The organism is Lacrimispora sp. (assembly GCF_036758025.1).
Lineage (GTDB): Bacteria > Bacillota > Clostridia > Lachnospirales > Lachnospiraceae > Lacrimispora.
Genome location: NZ_DAIOXM010000019.1, coordinates 1 through 17,115, shown reverse-complemented (window position 1 = coordinate 17,115; position 17,115 = coordinate 1). Strand labels below are relative to the sequence as shown.

The window sequence follows — 17,115 nt, the reverse complement described above, 5'->3', positions numbered from 1 at the left end:
CGCCGGATATACTGGCGGGTAAACAGGCGAGCCTGAAAGTTTCCTACGCTGGCATTATCCAGATCAGGTTACAGGGTTTAAAACAAAAGTGTTTTATCTCAGCCGGACTATCTTCCAGCGCCCCTTTTCAATTGTCACAGCAAGTATACAACAAGAACACGGGAATGTCAATCCTGCGGCCATGCCTAATCCAGCAGATTCTGCATACTGGCAAGACTAATCCCCAAAGTAGATGTGTTATGAAGAAGAGCCGAAATCGAAGGAGTTATCATTCCTCCAACTCCCAGCAGGATCAGACCCGTATTAAAGCCCACAATATTCCTGTAATTCTTATGAATCCTCTTCATCAGGCTGTCGCTCAGCAGTTTTAAAGTAACAATTTCATAAAGATTGTCCGCAGCAATGGTAATGTCCGCAATCTCTCTGGCAATTTCAGCACCGTCGCTGATTGCAATTCCCACATCAGCCGCAGAAAGGGCGGGAGAATCGTTGATTCCGTCTCCTATCATAATAACCACATTGCCTGATGCCTTTTCCTTTTCTACAAAACGTGCCTTTTCCTCAGGCAGCACCTCAGAATAATATTCGTCAACGCCCACCTTTGCCGCAACAGCAGCGGCAGTCCGCTCACTGTCTCCGGTCATCATGACCACCTTGCGGATTCCGGCCTTTTTTAAGGAATTCACTACTGCGGCAGCTTCCTCCCGAAGAGGATCTTCCACACAGATGACAGCAGAAAGCTTCTGGTCCATAGCCAGATAGAGATGAGAACAGTCATCGGGCAGATTTTCAAACTGCTGACGGTGCTGTTCATCCACCGTACACTTCTCATCTTCAAAGACAAAATGATAGCTTCCGATGACCACCTTTCTGCCGTTTATAAAGGAAGCAATGCCATGAGCCACAATGTATTCCACCTTGGAATGCATCTCCTCGTGCTCAAGCCCCCGCTCCTTGGCAGCATTTACCACTGCCTTTGCCATGGAGTGAGGGAAATGCTCCTCCAGGCAGGCCGCGATCCGAAGCATTTCATCCGGATTTTCTTCCCCGAAAACCACTACTTCTTTCATGGTGGGCCTGGCCTTTGTTAAGGTTCCGGTCTTGTCAAAGACAATGGTTCCAGCCTCTGCTACTGCTTCCAGATACTTTCCTCCCTTGACGGAAATATGGTACATGCTGGCCTCTCTGATAGCAGAAAGCACCGAAATAGGCATAGCAAGCTTTAAGGCACAGGAAAAGTCCACCATCAGCACAGACAAAGCCCGTGTGACATTTCTCGTAAGAAGCCAGGTAAGTCCTGTTCCTGCAAGAGTATAGGGCACCAGCCTGTCAGCCAGACGGCCGGCCCGGCCCTCTACGGCGGATTTAAGCTTTTCCGATTCCTCAATCATGGTAACGATTTTTTCAAATCTGGTGGAACCGGACACTTCCTTCACGTCAATGACCAGTCCGCCTTCCTCTATTACAGTTCCTGCATACACGTATCCGTCGGTTTCCTTCCTCACCGGAAGGGATTCTCCGGTCATGGAGGATTGGTTGATCATGGCTTCTCCGGAAGCCACAATTCCGTCAAACGGGATAACATTTCCCACATGAACCACAACCTTGTCTCCGGGCACAATAGAAGAAGCCTCTACCAGCACCTCCTGACCATCGGCAAGGAGCCATACCCGGCTGATGTTTAAGGACATGCTTCTGGCTAAATCGCCCACTGATTTCTTATGGGTCCATTCCTCTAAAAGCTCTCCGATTCCAAGCAAAAACATGACAGAGCCTGCTGTCCCCATTTCTCCCCGCACCACGGAGACGCCAATGGCAACAGCATCTAAAACTGACACTTCAAGCTTGCCCTTTAAAAGACTTTTAAGCCCTCTCCAGATATATTTTGCTGATCTGATTCCAATGAGAACGCTTCCCAGAGGCGCAGGAAGAAGATACTTTCCCACGGTCCGCATGACCACTCTCTTCACCAGCTTTTCCTGGTAACTGGCATTGAGCTCCCGGCCGGAATGTTCAATGACACCTGACGGCACATTGACGGATTCATACCGGAAACGGCGCAAAGCAGCAATGACCTCGTCCCTGTCTCCCACATAGCAGACAGAGGCATCGGCAGTTCGCTCGTAAACCTTCACGCCGGTAACATGTTTCAGGCAATGAAGGTAATACAACAGGGTATCTGCCTCTCTGCAGGTCATCCGGGGCTGATCAAAATGAACCCGCAGCCTTCCCGGTATTTCATGTTTAATGATAAATTTCACTTTTATTTTCCTCTGTATTTATTCCTCGCTGTTTCCGCTTCCACAGCATTCTTCTGTCTCACAGACAGTTTCCTTTGCTTCTCTTTTTTCATTGATCTGCTTTGCCTCTGCAAGGATGTCCTCTGCATTCTCCTGAACTGTGGTAGCTGTTTTCATCACACAGTCCTTGGCTCTTAAAGCGGCTGCAGTACAGTTTGTATAAACCTTCTTGGCATCTCTTCCTGAGAGGATCTTAACTCCTGCAGTTCCAAAGAGCACACCTCCTAAAAAGATACCTGCTTTTTGAAGCTTACAAATATTCCACATCACTTAAATCCTCCTTCGTATATTCAAATTTTTATTTCTTTCTATTTTCATCATAGCAGTCATATTTACGGTTCGTCAAATATAACCCTGATTATTGATAAATTTTATCGATTTTACAATTAAATTTTCGGTTAAAAAGGGCCAGCGTCATATCGCTGGCCCAAAGTTTAAGAACAATCTACGCTCTCACATTGACAAGGTTTTACGGTAATGGAGGAAATCTTCTGATCATTTAAATAGCCGCATGCAGCAAGACCGGCCTTAACAACGGAGTTCCAGTTTTTTGCGGACAAGTGATAGGTAGTCGCATCGTCGAGGACAACCGTACACGCATCCTCCATGGAACAATTTTCTGAATAAGCGATCTTATACATATTTTTCCGGCTGATTGCACCGATTTCTTCCAGGGTATTGACCAGCCGGTAAACCGTAGCCGCACCAATGCTTCCATCGGTTTTTGATGCCTTGTAGTAGATTTCCTTGCAGCTGGAGCATTCGTGCTCCAGTATGATATCCAGCAGCACAAGGCGCTGCTTGGTGATCCTGCAGCCTTTTTCCTTCAGCCTCTCAATAATAAGTTCTTTCTGCATTTTCGTCCTGTGATAGTTTCTGGAGTCGGGCAACTTTCTCCCCTCCTTCACTTTATTCCGACTTTCCACCTGTGCACCTCTGCTTACCGTTATTTTTCATCCATCTTTTCTCAGTGGCAGTGACCGCCGCATTGGCCGCAATCGCTTCCGCAATGAAGGGATTTCCCCTTCTTTTTATCTCTGATCATGCTTCTCACAACAAGCCCCACCAGGCCTGCCACAACAGCTAAAACAACTAATGTTCCCATATGCGGTGCCTCCTTTCCGCGTTTCCCTTAAATCTATATTTCAGTTACCTGGCGTTTGCCGTACTCCTTAAGGAAACCTTTGAATCCTTTCCTTCATTTGACGGTCTTACCAGCAGATAAACAAAGCCTGCGACCAGAGCAAAAGCAACAACTGTGAAGAATCCGAACGCTCCTGTTGTCACCAGATTGCCGATCTGGTAAATGCAAAGAGATGCAACATAAGCGAGAATTGTCTGATATCCAACAGCAAACCAGAACCATCTGGTGTTATTCATTTCCCTCTTAATGGCACCCATAGCTGCAAAACAGGGAGCACAAAGTAAATTAAATACCAGGAAGGAATAAGCTGCCAGTGAAGTCATATTTCCGGAGAGGGTTCCCCATATTTCAGAGCCATCCTCTGCCACTTCTGCAAAGCCATAAAGAATACCAAAAGTACCAACTACGTTTTCCTTAGCTACAAGACCGGTAATGGCAGCCACTGCTGATCTCCAGTCTCCCCAGCCAAGAGGTGCAAACACCCAGCTCATAGAGCTTCCAATAGCAGCCAGAATGCTGCGGTCAAGTTCTATATCCTCCAGCATGCGGAACTCGCCGTCCACCCAGCCGAAGAAAGAAGTAAACCATACAACAATGGTTGATAACAAGATGATGGTTCCGGCCTTCTTAATGAAGGACCAGCCACGCTCCCACATGCTGCGCAGAACATTTTCAACAGTAGGCATATGGTATGACGGAAGCTCCATAACAAAGGGAGCCGGTTCTCCTGCAAACATCTTTGTTTTCTTTAAGATGATGCCGGAGCAGATAATAGCTGCAATTCCCACAAAGTAAGCACTGGGAGCCACCCAGGCTGCGCCGCCGAACAATGCGCCTGCAATCAGGGCAATGATAGGAAGCTTTGCGCCGCAGGGAATAAAGGTTGTTGTCATAATGGTCATCTTGCGGTCACGCTCATTTTCAATGGTACGGGAAGCCATAACTCCGGGAACGCCGCATCCGGTTCCGATCAGCATGGGAATGAAGGACTTACCGGAAAGACCAAATTTACGGAAGATACGGTCCATAATAAAGGCAACTCTGGCCATGTAACCGCAGCTTTCTAAAAACGCAAGGAAAATGAAAAGCACTAACATCTGAGGCACAAATCCAAGAACAGCACCAACACCGGCTACGATTCCGTCAAGAATCAGACCCTGGAGCCAGTCTGCACAGCCTACGGCAACTAAAATGCCTTCTACTACTACAGGTACGCCGGGAACTTCCAGTCCAAAGAAGCTGAAGCCTTCGCCAAACAACCCGTCGTTGGCCCAGTCCGTAGCCCAGGTTCCTACAGTTGTAACAGAAACATAGTAAACAATAAACATAACTGCAGCAAAGATAGGCAGAGCCAGGAACCGGTTTGTTACGATCCGGTCGATCTTGTCAGATGTGGTCAGCTTCTCTTCCTTGCCGCGGGTGTAGCATTCCTTTATAATGGAGGAAATATACATGTAACGCTCATTGGTAATGATACTTTCTGTATCGTCATCCATCTCTTCCTCAATCCGGCTGATTTCTTCTGATACATCAGGTACCTGCTTCATCTGGGACTGAATCTTGCTGTCTCTTTCTAAAAGCTTGATGGCGAAGAAACGTTTCTGTTCCTGGGGAATCTCTGAACCCAGTTTATCTTCAATAGCATCAAGAACGCTTTCCACCTCAGAAGAAAATTTATGTACCGGAACTGCATTGCTCTTCTGGTTTGCCAGAGCCACTGCCTTTTCAGCAGCCTTCTGGATTCCGGTTCCCTTTAATGCGGAAATCTCCACCACTTCGCAGCCTAACTTCTGGCTCAATTTGCTGATATGTATCTTGTCCCCGTTCTTATCTACAAGATCCATCATGTTCACTGCCATGACTACCGGGATTCCAAGCTCCATAAGCTGGGTGGACAAATATAAGTTACGCTCAATGTTGGTTCCATCTACGATATTCAAAATCGCATCCGGTCTCTCTCCGATCAGATAATTTCTGGCTACCACTTCCTCCAGAGTATATGGAGAAAGAGAATAAATACCCGGAAGGTCCATGATGATTACATCTTTATGGCCTTTCAGCTTTCCTTCTTTTTTCTCAACCGTTACGCCTGGCCAGTTTCCAACAAACTGGTTGGAACCAGTCAGCGCATTAAACAGAGTCGTCTTTCCGCAGTTTGGATTGCCTGCTAATGCGATCTTAATTGACATATCTTTTACCTCTTTCTGCTGTCAGCACTTGATTTATCAAAGATTAGTTTATTCTAACTATTATGTAAAAAAAATTACTCTACAATGATCATTTCCGCATCCGCTTTCCGAAGGGATAATTCATATCCTCTTACGGTAACTTCCACCGGATCACCGAGAGGCGCAACTTTTCTTACGAAAACATCTACGCCCTTTGTAATTCCCATATCCATAATTCTTCTTCTTACAGGACCTTCACCGGTAAGTTTCACCACCTTGGCTGTCTTTCCGATGCCCACTTCTTTTAATGTCATGATCTTTTTTTCCTCCTCTATCCTACCAGAATTTTATTCGCCATATCCTTGCCAATGGCCACTCTGGAGTCTTTCACATTCACAATCATGTTACCGCCTATTTCAGATACAACGGTAACCACTCCGCCGGTTACAAAGCCGAGGTTTTCCAAGAAACGTCGTGTTTCTTCCTTGCCTCCTATTTTGCGGATTATATTGGGCTCTCCTGCTTTCATCATTGTTAAAGGCATCATTAATCCCCCTTCTTTCACAGTCTGTTTTCACTATTGATTATCATTCCCAACTCCTAAAAGTTAGTATATTCTAACCATAGTCAGTTGTCAAGATTAAATTTTATATTTTTTTCATTTTTTACTCTTAAGTTTTATATTTGATGTTCCGGCTTTCCTATGGTATACTTATTTTATTATCTGAAACGAGGTGAAGCTTGCATGCAAACAAACGAATCATCAGAAAACTATCTGGAAACCATACTGATTCTGAGTAAGACCCTGCCGGTGGTGCGTTCCGTGGACGTAGCTGAAGAAATGGGCTTTAAAAAATCAAGTGTCAGCGTAGCCATGAAACATCTTCGCGAAAGAAATCATATTACGGTTACAAAAGAAGGATTTATCTATTTGACAGAAGAAGGAAAGAAAATTGCCGAAATGATTTACGAGCGGCATGAGATGCTTTCCGACTGGCTGGTCAGGCTGGGCGTCAGCAAGGAAGTTGCTGACAGGGATGCCTGCAAAATGGAACACGTGATCAGCAAAGAAAGCTTTGAGGCCATAAAAGGGCAGATCAAATAAGAAAAAAGCCATGCCGCAGGGCATTGATACATGCCTGTGATATGGCTTTTTTCTTATTTTACCAGATCTTTACCCGCTTGGAAGGCGGAAGGTACATGCCATCTTCTTCCCCTATTTCCGGATAAGCCTTGTAAAATGCGTCTGTAGCGCTTAACACTGCATTGACTCTCACTTTAGCCGGAGCATGGACATCGGTATTAAGCCTTTGTATCATGCTCTCCGGCGTATATTTGGCAGCCCATATGGTAGCGTATTGGGCAAAAAGAAGTTTTAAGCTGTCCGGGTCATCTCCTATAATAGAAGTAACACTGCTTATGGAGCCTAAATCTGCAATATTCTCATTTAAAGTCTGGGCACCGTTTACCCGGCGTCCTTCGTATCCATCCTGGCCGTCATAATAGGCTGCCACACGGTCTGCCAGTTCTTTGAACCTGGCTCTGTCCTCCTCCGTCCACCAGACGTGGTAATTTCCCTTTTCATCGTAAAGAGAACCGGAAGAATCGAAAGCATGGCTCACCTCATGGGCAATGACCATTCCGATGCCTCCTAAGTTTGATGCATGATCTGCCTCAGGATCATAAAAAGGTGGCTGGAGAATGGCCGCCGGGAATACGATTTCATTGCCGCTTGGATTGTAATAGGCATTTACGGTTTGGGGAGTCATCTGCCATTCTGATTTATCCACCGGCTTAAGCACCTTTTCTCTTTCCACCTTGCGCTTGGCCCTGACGAGAGAAAGGGCATTATCAATAAGAGTTCCTCCCTCATCCGGTGAAATAACCAAAGCCTGTCCATAATCATCAGGCCATTGATCCGGATACCCGATCTTCATGGTCATGTGATCCAGCTTTTTTATGGCTGCCGCCTTTGTCTCTTCTCCCATCCAGTCAAGAGCCAGAATCTGCTTTCTATAAGCTTCTAATATCTGATAAACCATGGCCTCGATATCATGCTTATCCTCTTCAGTAAAAGTCTTTTCTGTATAAAGCCTGCCGAACTCAAAGCCAAGAAGGCCCTGAACCATTTCGCTTGCCAGCTTTTCATCCGTCTTTTTCTCTTTAATTCCCTTTTGCCTGCGGTTCCATTCCAGATAAGTGTCTCTGATTTCAGGAGTCAGATAAGGAGCAAAGTCCTGAAGCAGGCAAAACACAGAGTAGTTTTTCAAAAGAGGAAGGGAATCTTCGTTTAAATACTGTCCTATCTTCTGCATCTGCTCCTGCTGAGTCACAATAACAGCGGAAACCTCTCCAATGCCTGCTGCAGTAAGGAATCCATCCATTTCCCCGCCTGGAAACAGGCTCTTAATCATTTCCATGGAATAAGGATTGTAAATGATTTCCGGATTATTCCGTTCCTTCAGAGGCAGAGCGCTGGCTGCAAGATCCCTTTGCAATCCTAATATACCGGAAGCTGCCTGAGCCGCCTCTTCTCTGCCAAGCCCGGAAAGCTCCATCATCCTTCCAATATAAGCCTCATACTCTTTTATGAGAGCCGCCTGGGCTTCATCCTCCAAGGTTTCTTTTCCAGGACCTAAATCAGCTCCGTCCACATATAGCGCATATTTTCCCGAATCGCTCATATCCTCAAACCATTGGAGCACCACAAGGCTTCCTACTCCCAAATCAGAATAAACGGTTCCAAGACTTTCCAGATACTCCTTAATATTGGATGCGTTCTGTATCCGGTCCATATACTCCTTTAATTCCCCAAATCCGGCCTTTCTCCTGCCTTCCATATCCATGGCAGCCCCATACATATCCCCGATCTTTTGTTCCAGAGAACCTTCTTTCGCCTCCTTCCTGTTTTCCACGGCCTCAGTGAGAACTTCATGAAGAACCTGGTAAGCCTCCCTGTCCAGCTTGTAGAAATAGCTCCAGCTATTGGAATCCTCCGGAATTTTGGTTTCCTTCAAAATATCCTGATTTACGTACCCATAATAATCATCTTCCAGCCGAATTCCGTTTTTCTCCCCCTGGACATTGACGGGCCAGGCCAGGGTTTCCTCCTGTTTGGTTTCCGGTTTTTTCCCGCATCCAGCCAGTCCAAAGACGGTCAGCAATGCATAAAGCAGCAAAACCCCTTTCACTTTCACGTTTCTCATATTTCCGTTTCTCCTGTTCTGTACTTTTTTGAAACGAAAAAAGGAAGCGGATACTTCCGCTTCCTCATTTGTTCTATCTTTTATTATGCTTATTCTTCGTCAGAATATGCAGATTCATTCTCTTGTTCGTCCTGTGCCTGAAGAGCCTTGATGCTTAAGCTGATCTTTCTGTCGTCTTCATTGAAGTCAACGATTCTGGCTTCTACTTCCTGGCCGATGCTTAACACATCAGATGGCTTCTCTACGTGATCTCTGGAAATCTGAGATACGTGAAGCAGTGCATCTACTCCTGGCTCCAGCTCAACGAATGCGCCGAAATCAGTCATACGTGCTACTCTTCCGCTTACCACATTACCTGCAGCATATTTTACGGAAGCATCCTTCCACGGATTTGTCTCAGGGAACTTTAAGCTTAAAGCAATCTTGTCGCCGTTAATGTCCTTAATCAGAACATTTACTTTCTCGCCGGCCTTGAAAGCTTTCTTCGGGCTCTCTACTCTGCCCCAGCTCATTTCTGAAATATGAAGTAAACCATCGGCTCCGCCAAGGTCGATGAACGCACCGAAATCGGTTACATTCTTAATGGTACCTTCTACAACATCGCCTGCATGGATCTTTTCAAATAATTCTTTCTGAAGCTCGGCTCTCTTAGCAACCATAAGCTGCTTTCTGTCACCGATGATTCTTCTTCTTCTGGGATTGAATTCTGTAATGATGAATTCAATTTCCTTATCTGCATACTTGGATAAATCTTTCTCATAAGTATCAGATACAAGGCTGGCAGGAATGAAGACTCTTGCGCCTTCTACAACCACGCTTAAACCACCGTCAAGTACCTGCACAACTTTTGCAGTGAGTACTTCGTGGTTTTCAAATGCTTCTTCCAGTCTCTTATTGCCTCTGTCTGCTGCCAATCTCTTGTAGGAAAGGGCAACCTGGCCTTCGCCATCGTTTACCTTGATGACCTTGGCTTCCATCTCTTCTCCAACCTGTACTACGGTAGTGAGATCTAAGTTCTGGTCATCCGTGTACTCGTTACGCGGGATGATGCCGTCAGACTTGTAACCTATATTCAAGACGATTTCATCTTCTTTTACGTCGATGACTTTACCAGTGACGATCTCTCCTGTACGTATAGTTTTTAATGATTCCTCTAACATTTGTTCAAAACTTAACTCTGACATTAGTATGAACCTCCTCGATAATATAATTCGGGGTTGAGGCCCCGGCTGTAATACCTACGCTGCGCACAGAATTTCCACAATCAGGATCTAAATCACCTAGTGTCTGGATATAGTAAGTGTTCTTACACTCCCTTCGGCATATATCGTACAGCTTCTGGGTATTGGAACTGCTTTTTCCGCCAATGACAATCATGGCATCCACTTCTGAAGCTATCCGCTTTGCTTCCACTTGTCTTTCCTGTGTTGCATTGCAAATCGTATTTAAAACAAGTATATCATAACTCGTTTCCGAAATTTTTTCAACTAAATCTTGAAATTTATTGTAATTAAATGTCGTCTGTGATACAATACACAGCTTTTCACCCTCCAAAAGGGGTAAAGAAAGGGCTTGTTCCAGGGTTTCTATCACTAAAGTATTGTCATTTCCCCAGCCTTTAATACCTTGTACCTCGGGATGATTTTCATTGCCGACGATGATGAGCCGTCTTCCCGCCTGATTTTGCTCCACGGCGATCCGGTGGATCTTTTTCACGAAAGGACAGGTTGCATCTACGATCTCAATGCCCTTCTCCTCCATGATTTCATAAACCCGCTTTCCTACTCCATGGGATCGGATAACCACCACTGCATCGTGAATCTTTTCCAGCTCCTCCTCGGAATGAATGACTTTTACTCCCTTTTCCTCTAAGTCCCGGACCACTTCCTCGTTGTGGATAATAGGGCCATAGGTATAGATGGGCTTATTGTCATTTCTCTTTAATTGCTCATAAACCTGGTCCACCGCCCGCTTGACTCCAAAACAGAAGCCTGCGGTTTTGGCTACGATCACTTCCATAGGCCGCCCTCCTTCCCTGTCTTCTCGCAAAACAGCTCCAGAATCCGGTCTACGGTTTCTTCAATGGTGATATGGGAGGTATCCAAAAGAACGGCATCCTCTGCCTGACAGAGAGGTGAATGTTCCCGGTTCATATCCCGTCTGTCCCTCTCTATGATGTCAGCTTCGATGTCCTCCAGGCTGCACGTCTCTCCCTTGGCCTCCATCTCCTTATACCGGCGCATTGCCCGCACCCGGCTGTCGGCTGTCATGTAAATTTTCAAATCCGCATCAGGCAGGACACAGGTTCCGATGTCCCTGCCATCCATGATGATGTTTTCTTTTAAAGCCAGCTCCCGCTGAAGCTCCACCAGCTTTTCCCGGACCGGCATGTAAACAGAGACTGCCGATGCCATGGCGCTGACCTGGGGGGTGCGGATGAGTTGGGAAACATTTTCCCCGTTTAAAAGAACCTGCTGGACGCCATCCACGTAAGAAATGGTCACATTGGCTCCCAGGGCCGCCTGGGAAACAGCTTTTTCATCCTCCGGAGAAATCCCGTTTCTCAAAAAATGCAGGGCCATGGCACGGTACATAGCTCCCGTATCCACATAAACAAAATGAAGCTTTTCTGCGGCAGACCTGGCAATGGTGCTCTTTCCTGCTCCTGCAGGTCCGTCAATTGCTATATTATAAACCTTTGTCATCTTACGTTGTTCTCCTCTCCGGCAGCTTTGCCTGCCGCCCATCCTGTGGACCAGGCGATCTGCAAGTTAAAGCCTCCTGTCACTGCATCCAGATCCAGCACTTCTCCTGCAAAATAAAGGCCGGGAACCAGCTTGGATTCCATGGTAGAGGGATTTACCTCCTTCACAGATACGCCTCCCTGAGTGATTACCGCTTCATTATAGCCTCTCAGGGACGTAAGGGTCACGGTGAAGTTCTTGGTTACGCGTATCAGATTCTGCCGTTCTTCCTTTGTTATTTCATTGACCTTTTTTTCAGGCGGAATACCGCTTAAATCGATGATAACAGGCACTAGCTTGGAAGGATATAAGTTGTTTAAGGCATTTTTAAACTGCTTGTTCACAGCCTCCTCAAAATCCCTTAAAATCCTGGCGTCAAGCTGCTCGGCCGAAAGGGCGGGCTTTAAATCAATGGAAAGGGTCAGTGCCCCTTTTTTCAGTTCCTTTGCCCCATAACTGCTGGCGCTTAAAAGGACCGGGCCGCTGACTCCATAGTGGGTAAACAGCATTTCCCCAAACTCCTTATAAATCACCTTTTTTCCCTTTAAGATGGACGCTTCCACATTCCGCAGGGACAAGCCCTGCAGCTCCTTGACCCAGGGCTCCTCTGCCACAAAGGGAACGAGGGCCGGGGAAAGGGAGGTGACCTTGTGGCCGGCCTGCTTTGCCAGCTCATAGCCGTCTCCTGTGGAACCGGTGAGCTGATAGGATAAGCCTCCGCAGGCCACGATCACCTGATCTGCGTATACCTTTGTCTTTTTGGTTCCTTCTTTTATCACCAGTCCCTTAAGGACGCCTTCTTCCATTAAAAGGGCTTCTGCCTCCGATCTGTAATGAACAGAAACTCCAAGGTCAGAAAGACTTTTTGCCAAAGCCTTGATCACATCGGAAGACCTGTCGGAGACCGGAAATACCCTGTTTCCCCGCTCTGTCTTTAAGTGACAGCCAAGCTCTTCCAAAAGATTCATCATATCAAAATTGGTAAAGCCGTAAAAGCTGCTGTATAAAAACTTGGCATTGGTCACCACGTTTCCGAACAGCTCCTCAACATCACAGGCATTGGTCACGTTGCACCGTCCCTTTCCTGTGATGAAGATTTTCTTTCCCAGCTTTTCATTTTTCTCAAAAATATGGACGGTGCTGCCTGCTTTGGCTGCTGCTATTCCAGCCAGCATCCCTGCAGCACCACCGCCCACGATTAAAACCGTATTCATGCATCTTCCTCTTTCTTGCTTTGTTCGCTGCTTTTCTACTTTACACGAAAAAGAGGAAAAATACAAGCAATCATAAATTTTTCTTTTTTTCCTTTACCTTGGCTTCCAAGGCCTCCACCACAGTCTTTAGCACCTTGACTCTGGCGTAATACTTGCAGTTTCCTTCCACCACTACCCAGGGCGCACAGGCGGTGGAGGTTCGCACCAGCATTTCATCCACTGCCGCCTCATACTCATCCCATTTTTCCCGGTTTCTCCAGTCCTCTTCTGTGATCTTCCACTGCTTGGCTGGATTTTCCTGACGGGCTATAAACCGTTTTTCCTGTTCATCCTTATCAATGTGAAGCCAGAATTTAATGACAACCGCTCCTGCATTTGCCATGTGGGCCTCCATCTCATTGATTTCCTGGTAGGCATGTCTCCACTCCTGCTCCCTGCAAAAGCCCTCGATCCTCTCCACCAAAACCCTGCCGTACCAGGTTCGGTCAAAAATGGCGATGTGGCCTGCCTTTGGCACGTTGTTCCAGAAGCGCCACAGATAATGGTGTACCCGCTCTAAGTCATTGGGGGCTGCCGTTGGGTGGACTTTGTAGCCTCTTGGGTCCAGATGGCCGGTCAGGCGTCTGATAGCCCCTCCCTTTCCGGCGGCATCCCAGCCCTCAAAGCCCAGAACCACCGGAATCCTTAAGCGGTATATCTGGCTGTGAAGAAACTCCAGCTGTTCCTCAAGACGGTCTATTTCCTTCTTATATTCTTCCTTTGTCAGGGTCTTTGTCAAATCCACGCCGGAAAGGACCTTATTGGGAAACTTTCCGGAGGGTAGGACCGTATCTGCCTTCCCCTTTTCTCCCTGAAGACGGCGTTTTCTCAGCGCCTCCTCCAGACAGTCCGCAACCCTTGTCATGATTTTTACAGAGCAGTAATCCTTGTCTGTAGCTTCGATAATGGTCCAGGGGGCATAGTCCATGTCCGTCCGTTCCAGCATTTCCCCGCAGATCCCAATATACCGGTCATATTCCTTATTTCTGCGCCAGTCGTCCTTTGTGACCCGCCAGCTTGTTTCCCTAGAGCTTTCCAGCTTTTTAAACCGCTTCTTCTGCTCGTCCTTTGAAATATAGAGAAACAGCTTGATGATAACCGTTCCCCCATCAGTCAACTGCCGTTCAAAGGACTGGATGTCGTGGAAGGCTCCTTCCAAATCTGAATCAGGAAGCCGGCCGGCAAACCGTTCCGCCGTCACCTGGCGGTACCAGCTTCGGTCAAAGACAGAGATTCTGCCGTCAGCCGGAGTTTTGGTCCAGAAACGCCATAAAAACGGGCGCATCTGTTCCTCTTCTGTTGATTTACTGTTAGCGTATACATCAAAACCCCTGGGGTCTAAGGCCTGAATCAGGCGGTTGATCTGGGTTCCCTTTCCGGAAGCGCCAAGCCCTTCAAACACCGCCATAACGGGAATCCCGGCTTCCTTGCATTCCCTCTGCAAGAGCCCAAGCCTCACCGCCTGTTCTTCCCTTATCTTTTTACAGGTTTCCTTATCCAGCTTTTCTGATAAATCAATTTTCTCCAGCATAAACCGCCCTCCTTCTTCAACAACAGTTAAGCTTCCATTTTTTCAAATACCCTGGCGACCTCAGGCATGACCTGGCTGATCTTTATCATCTGGGGACATTCCTCTTCGCAGTGATGGCAGGACATGCATTCCTCTGCCCTGACAGAGAGAGCCTGATACCCTGACCTGGCCTCTTTTTCCTTATGGGCCGCAGTCATGTTGTAATAGGAAAATATCTCCGGTATTTCAAGGCCAAAGGGACACGGCACGCAGTAACGGCAGCCGGTGCAGCCCACCAAAGCCATGGAATCAAATACTTCCTTTGCCTCTTTATAAATCTGCCCTTCTTCCTTTGTAACCATTCCCGCATAGCTGCGGTCAGCATAGGTAAGGTTGTCCTCAAGCTGCTGTTCGTCGCTCATTCCGCTTAAAAGAAGGCTCACCTCAGGCTGATCCCAAAGGAAGTCAAGGGCATATTCTACCGGGGACTTATCCTCAGGAAATACCTTTTTCACATGGTCTGCCGGATTTGCCAGCCTTCCTCCAAGAAGAGGCTCCATAACCACCACTGCCAGCCCACGTTCAGCCGCGGCCTTCATCCCCTTTGCTCCTGCCTGATGCTCCAAGTCTACGTAATTGTACTGAATCTGGCAGAAATCCCATCCATCATAATAATCTAGGATATCCTGAAATACGTCATATGAATCATGGAAGGAAAATCCAATATACTTTATTTTCCCTTCTTCTCTGGCTTTTTCCATGGCCTTTATCAGCTCAAGCTTTTTCACCTTCTCCTCAAACCGTTCCCGGCTTAAGGCGTGAAGCAAATAAAAATCAACATGATCTGTCTGCAGCTTTTCCAGCTGTTCCTGCAAAACAGTGTCAAAATCCTCCGGCTTTTCCAGCTTCCACACGGGACATTTGGTGGCCAGATACGTTTTTTCCCTGTACCCATCCTTTAAGGCATTGCCCACAATCTTCTCGCTCTCTCCCTGGTGGTAGGGGTATGCCGTATCAACGTAATTCACTCCCTGGTCAATGGCATGACGGATCATGGCCACGGCCCGCTTTTCATCCACACGTTCCTCGTCAAGGAGAGGGAGTCTCATGGCTCCGAACCCAAGGGCTGACACTTTAATTCCTGTTTTTCCAAAATCCCTGTATTTCATGATGATCCTCCATTTTATTTATTTTAACCTTATTGTACCATAATTTTCCAGCAGACCAAAGTGATTTTTCCCATGGTGTATCCGGAAACTGCTTGTCATAATTTGCATGCTCTATGTCTCCGGGTAATAAACCACCATGCTTAAGCGGCATATCTCCTCTCCAGGGTTGTGGTACCGGTGAGGGCAGTCCGCCCGGAAACGAATGGCACCGCCTTCTCCTGTTCTTAAAATTTCTCCTGCCGCCTCCACCTCCAGCTCTCCGGAATAGATCATGAGAAATTCCTGGGTGTTTTCGGGATGAGGCTCTGCCTGCAAAACGCTTCCAGGGTCTAACTCGATGTTAAGCATATCAAACCGCCTTCTGCTGTCATAGAGAAAGACCGGATAATTACGGTAATGTCCCTCATCCTCCAGAAGGGGCTGGACCATTCCCTTGTGAATCACCTCATGCTCTGCTTCGGGACGGCTCACCAGCTCTGTAAAGGGAACCTTAAACCCATTTGCAATCTTCCAGACCGTAGATATAGTAGGATTTACATCCCCTCTTTCGATCTGACCCAGCATGCTTTTACTGACACCTGAGACTTTTGCCGCCATGTCCAGGCTCATCTTTCTCTGCTCTCTCAGCCTTTTTAAATTTTCCGCAACAATTGAATTGATAAAATCCAAAATAAATTCCTCCCAGCCATTGACATTATAATGCACAAATTGTATATTATATTAAACAGTTTAATATACTGCTCATTTCGTATATTATACCACATCTCAAAAAGGAGGAAAAGACAATTTATGAATTTTGCAGCATTTTTTTCTTACATATTTTTAACGGCATTTACCCCGGGGCCAAATAACATTATGTCCATGTCCATTGCAGGCAAATACGGCTTTTGGAAGGGGCTTCGGTTTAATGTGGGGGTCTTTTTGGGATTTCTCTCCGTCATGACCGGATGTGCGGTTTTTACCCGCTTTTTATACCGCTTCATCCCTATTTTAGAACCTGTTATGGTCTATGCAGGAGCCGCATACATCCTGTGGCTGGCCTGGACGGTATGGAGGGATGCCCCTCATTCGGAAAGTTCCGGGCGCATAGAGACCAACAGCGTATTAAACGGCATGATCCTGCAGTTTATCAATGTAAAGGTGATTCTCTACGGCCTGACAGCCATGACCACCTTTATCCTTCCCTATTACAGGAGCATTCCTGCCCTTATAGTTTTCATCCTCATCCTCTCTCTCATGGGACTGGTTGGAACCTGCTGCTGGGCCTTGTTCGGGGCTGCCTTTAACCGCTTTTTTTCCAGCCATAGAAAGCTTTTAAATCTGGGTATGGCAATTTTTCTGGTATACTGTGCTATATCTCTTGTGGCGGAGAGGTTTTAGTCCTTTAATTAAAAAAGCAGAAGCCCCAGAGATCTAAAAAGGTCCCTGGGGCTTCTGCTTTTTCAGTTAAATAAATGCATTTCAAAAATTAATTATTTCCCATTTTCGTGAAGCAAAAAGGAATACCCATGCTGCCGCCAACGATATCACACCATCGCTTATCTAACAGTAAAAATGGATCTCCTCTTCCAAGAAGAATCTTTTCCATTCAGAACAGATTAGGAAAAACTGAGCTGAAATA

General features: G+C 46.6%; 17 protein-coding genes and 1 riboswitch. Of the genes, 2 read left to right on the top strand and 15 right to left on the bottom strand.

Translation table 11 applies throughout. The annotated features are described in order from the left end of the window. Positions 1-21: 21 nt before the first annotated feature. Positions 22-135: riboswitch (TPP riboswitch) on the bottom strand. A 50-nt stretch (positions 136-185) separates the two neighbouring features. The 7 genes from V7M78_RS15425 to V7M78_RS15395 form a co-directional block, all read right to left on the bottom strand. Continuing rightward, the gene (locus V7M78_RS15425; RefSeq protein ID WP_333651134.1) at positions 186-2,261 is read right to left on the bottom strand and encodes a heavy metal translocating P-type ATPase; all 2,076 of its coding nucleotides are present in this window, start codon (positions 2,259-2,261) and stop codon (positions 186-188) included. A gap of 18 nt (positions 2,262-2,279) precedes the next feature. Beyond that, entirely contained in the window at positions 2,280-2,567 is a 288-nt protein-coding gene (locus tag V7M78_RS15420) for a DUF6110 family protein (RefSeq protein WP_333651132.1), read from the bottom strand. 167 nt (positions 2,568-2,734) lie between these two features. Then, positions 2,735-3,157, bottom strand: a complete 423-nt coding sequence (locus V7M78_RS15415; RefSeq protein WP_333651268.1) for a Fur family transcriptional regulator — start codon at positions 3,155-3,157, stop codon at positions 2,735-2,737. A gap of 110 nt (positions 3,158-3,267) precedes the next feature. After that, positions 3,268-3,405 (bottom strand): FeoB-associated Cys-rich membrane protein, encoded by a 138-nt coding sequence (locus V7M78_RS15410; protein ID WP_333651129.1) that lies wholly within the window; start codon positions 3,403-3,405, stop codon positions 3,268-3,270. Positions 3,406-3,449: 44 nt separating this feature from the next. After that, positions 3,450-5,633, bottom strand: coding sequence for a ferrous iron transport protein B (gene feoB / locus V7M78_RS15405; protein WP_333651127.1), 2,184 nt, complete (start codon positions 5,631-5,633; stop codon positions 3,450-3,452). A 74-nt stretch (positions 5,634-5,707) separates the two neighbouring features. Then, positions 5,708-5,929, bottom strand: coding sequence for a FeoA family protein (locus V7M78_RS15400; RefSeq protein WP_333651266.1), 222 nt, complete (start codon positions 5,927-5,929; stop codon positions 5,708-5,710). Positions 5,930-5,943: 14 nt separating this feature from the next. Beyond that, complete coding sequence (locus V7M78_RS15395; protein WP_333651125.1) at positions 5,944-6,159, bottom strand: FeoA family protein; 216 nt, start codon at positions 6,157-6,159, stop codon at positions 5,944-5,946. 198 nt (positions 6,160-6,357) lie between these two features. Here V7M78_RS15395 and V7M78_RS15390 point away from each other — a divergent pair, with 198 nt between their 5' ends. Further along, entirely contained in the window at positions 6,358-6,717 is a 360-nt protein-coding gene (locus tag V7M78_RS15390; protein ID WP_333651123.1) for a metal-dependent transcriptional regulator, read from the top strand. Between the two features lie 58 nt (positions 6,718-6,775). Here the strand turns inward: V7M78_RS15390 and V7M78_RS15385 are convergent, their stop codons facing one another. From V7M78_RS15385 to V7M78_RS15350, 8 genes are all read right to left on the bottom strand, one after another. Then, a complete protein-coding gene (locus V7M78_RS15385; RefSeq protein ID WP_333651121.1) occupies positions 6,776-8,818 on the bottom strand; it encodes a M13 family metallopeptidase in 2,043 nt (680 codons plus the stop codon). 89 nt (positions 8,819-8,907) lie between these two features. Continuing rightward, a complete protein-coding gene (gene rpsA / locus V7M78_RS15380; RefSeq protein WP_333651119.1) occupies positions 8,908-10,002 on the bottom strand; it encodes a 30S ribosomal protein S1 in 1,095 nt (364 codons plus the stop codon). After that, on the bottom strand, positions 9,983-10,837 hold the full coding sequence (gene ispH, locus V7M78_RS15375) for a 4-hydroxy-3-methylbut-2-enyl diphosphate reductase (protein WP_333651117.1): 855 nt from the start codon (positions 10,835-10,837) through the stop codon (positions 9,983-9,985). The genes rpsA and ispH overlap by 20 nt, the downstream gene beginning before the upstream one ends. Next, positions 10,828-11,523 (bottom strand): (d)CMP kinase, encoded by a 696-nt coding sequence (gene cmk / locus V7M78_RS15370; RefSeq protein ID WP_333651115.1) that lies wholly within the window; start codon positions 11,521-11,523, stop codon positions 10,828-10,830. The genes ispH and cmk overlap by 10 nt, the downstream gene beginning before the upstream one ends. Beyond that, the gene (locus V7M78_RS15365) at positions 11,520-12,776 is read right to left on the bottom strand and encodes an NAD(P)/FAD-dependent oxidoreductase (protein ID WP_333651113.1); all 1,257 of its coding nucleotides are present in this window, start codon (positions 12,774-12,776) and stop codon (positions 11,520-11,522) included. Before V7M78_RS15365 ends, cmk begins: the two co-directional genes overlap by 4 nt. 70 nt (positions 12,777-12,846) lie before the next feature. Further along, a complete protein-coding gene (pap, locus tag V7M78_RS15360) occupies positions 12,847-14,346 on the bottom strand; it encodes a polyphosphate:AMP phosphotransferase (protein ID WP_333651111.1) in 1,500 nt (499 codons plus the stop codon). Positions 14,347-14,372: 26 nt separating this feature from the next. Then, entirely contained in the window at positions 14,373-15,494 is a 1,122-nt protein-coding gene (locus V7M78_RS15355; protein WP_333651109.1) for an aldo/keto reductase, read from the bottom strand. A gap of 111 nt (positions 15,495-15,605) precedes the next feature. After that, positions 15,606-16,163 (bottom strand): helix-turn-helix domain-containing protein, encoded by a 558-nt coding sequence (locus V7M78_RS15350; RefSeq protein ID WP_333651107.1) that lies wholly within the window; start codon positions 16,161-16,163, stop codon positions 15,606-15,608. A 120-nt stretch (positions 16,164-16,283) separates the two neighbouring features. Here V7M78_RS15350 and V7M78_RS15345 point away from each other — a divergent pair, with 120 nt between their 5' ends. Beyond that, positions 16,284-16,874, top strand: coding sequence for a LysE family transporter (locus V7M78_RS15345; protein WP_333651105.1), 591 nt, complete (start codon positions 16,284-16,286; stop codon positions 16,872-16,874). Positions 16,875-17,115: the final 241 nt, after the last annotated feature.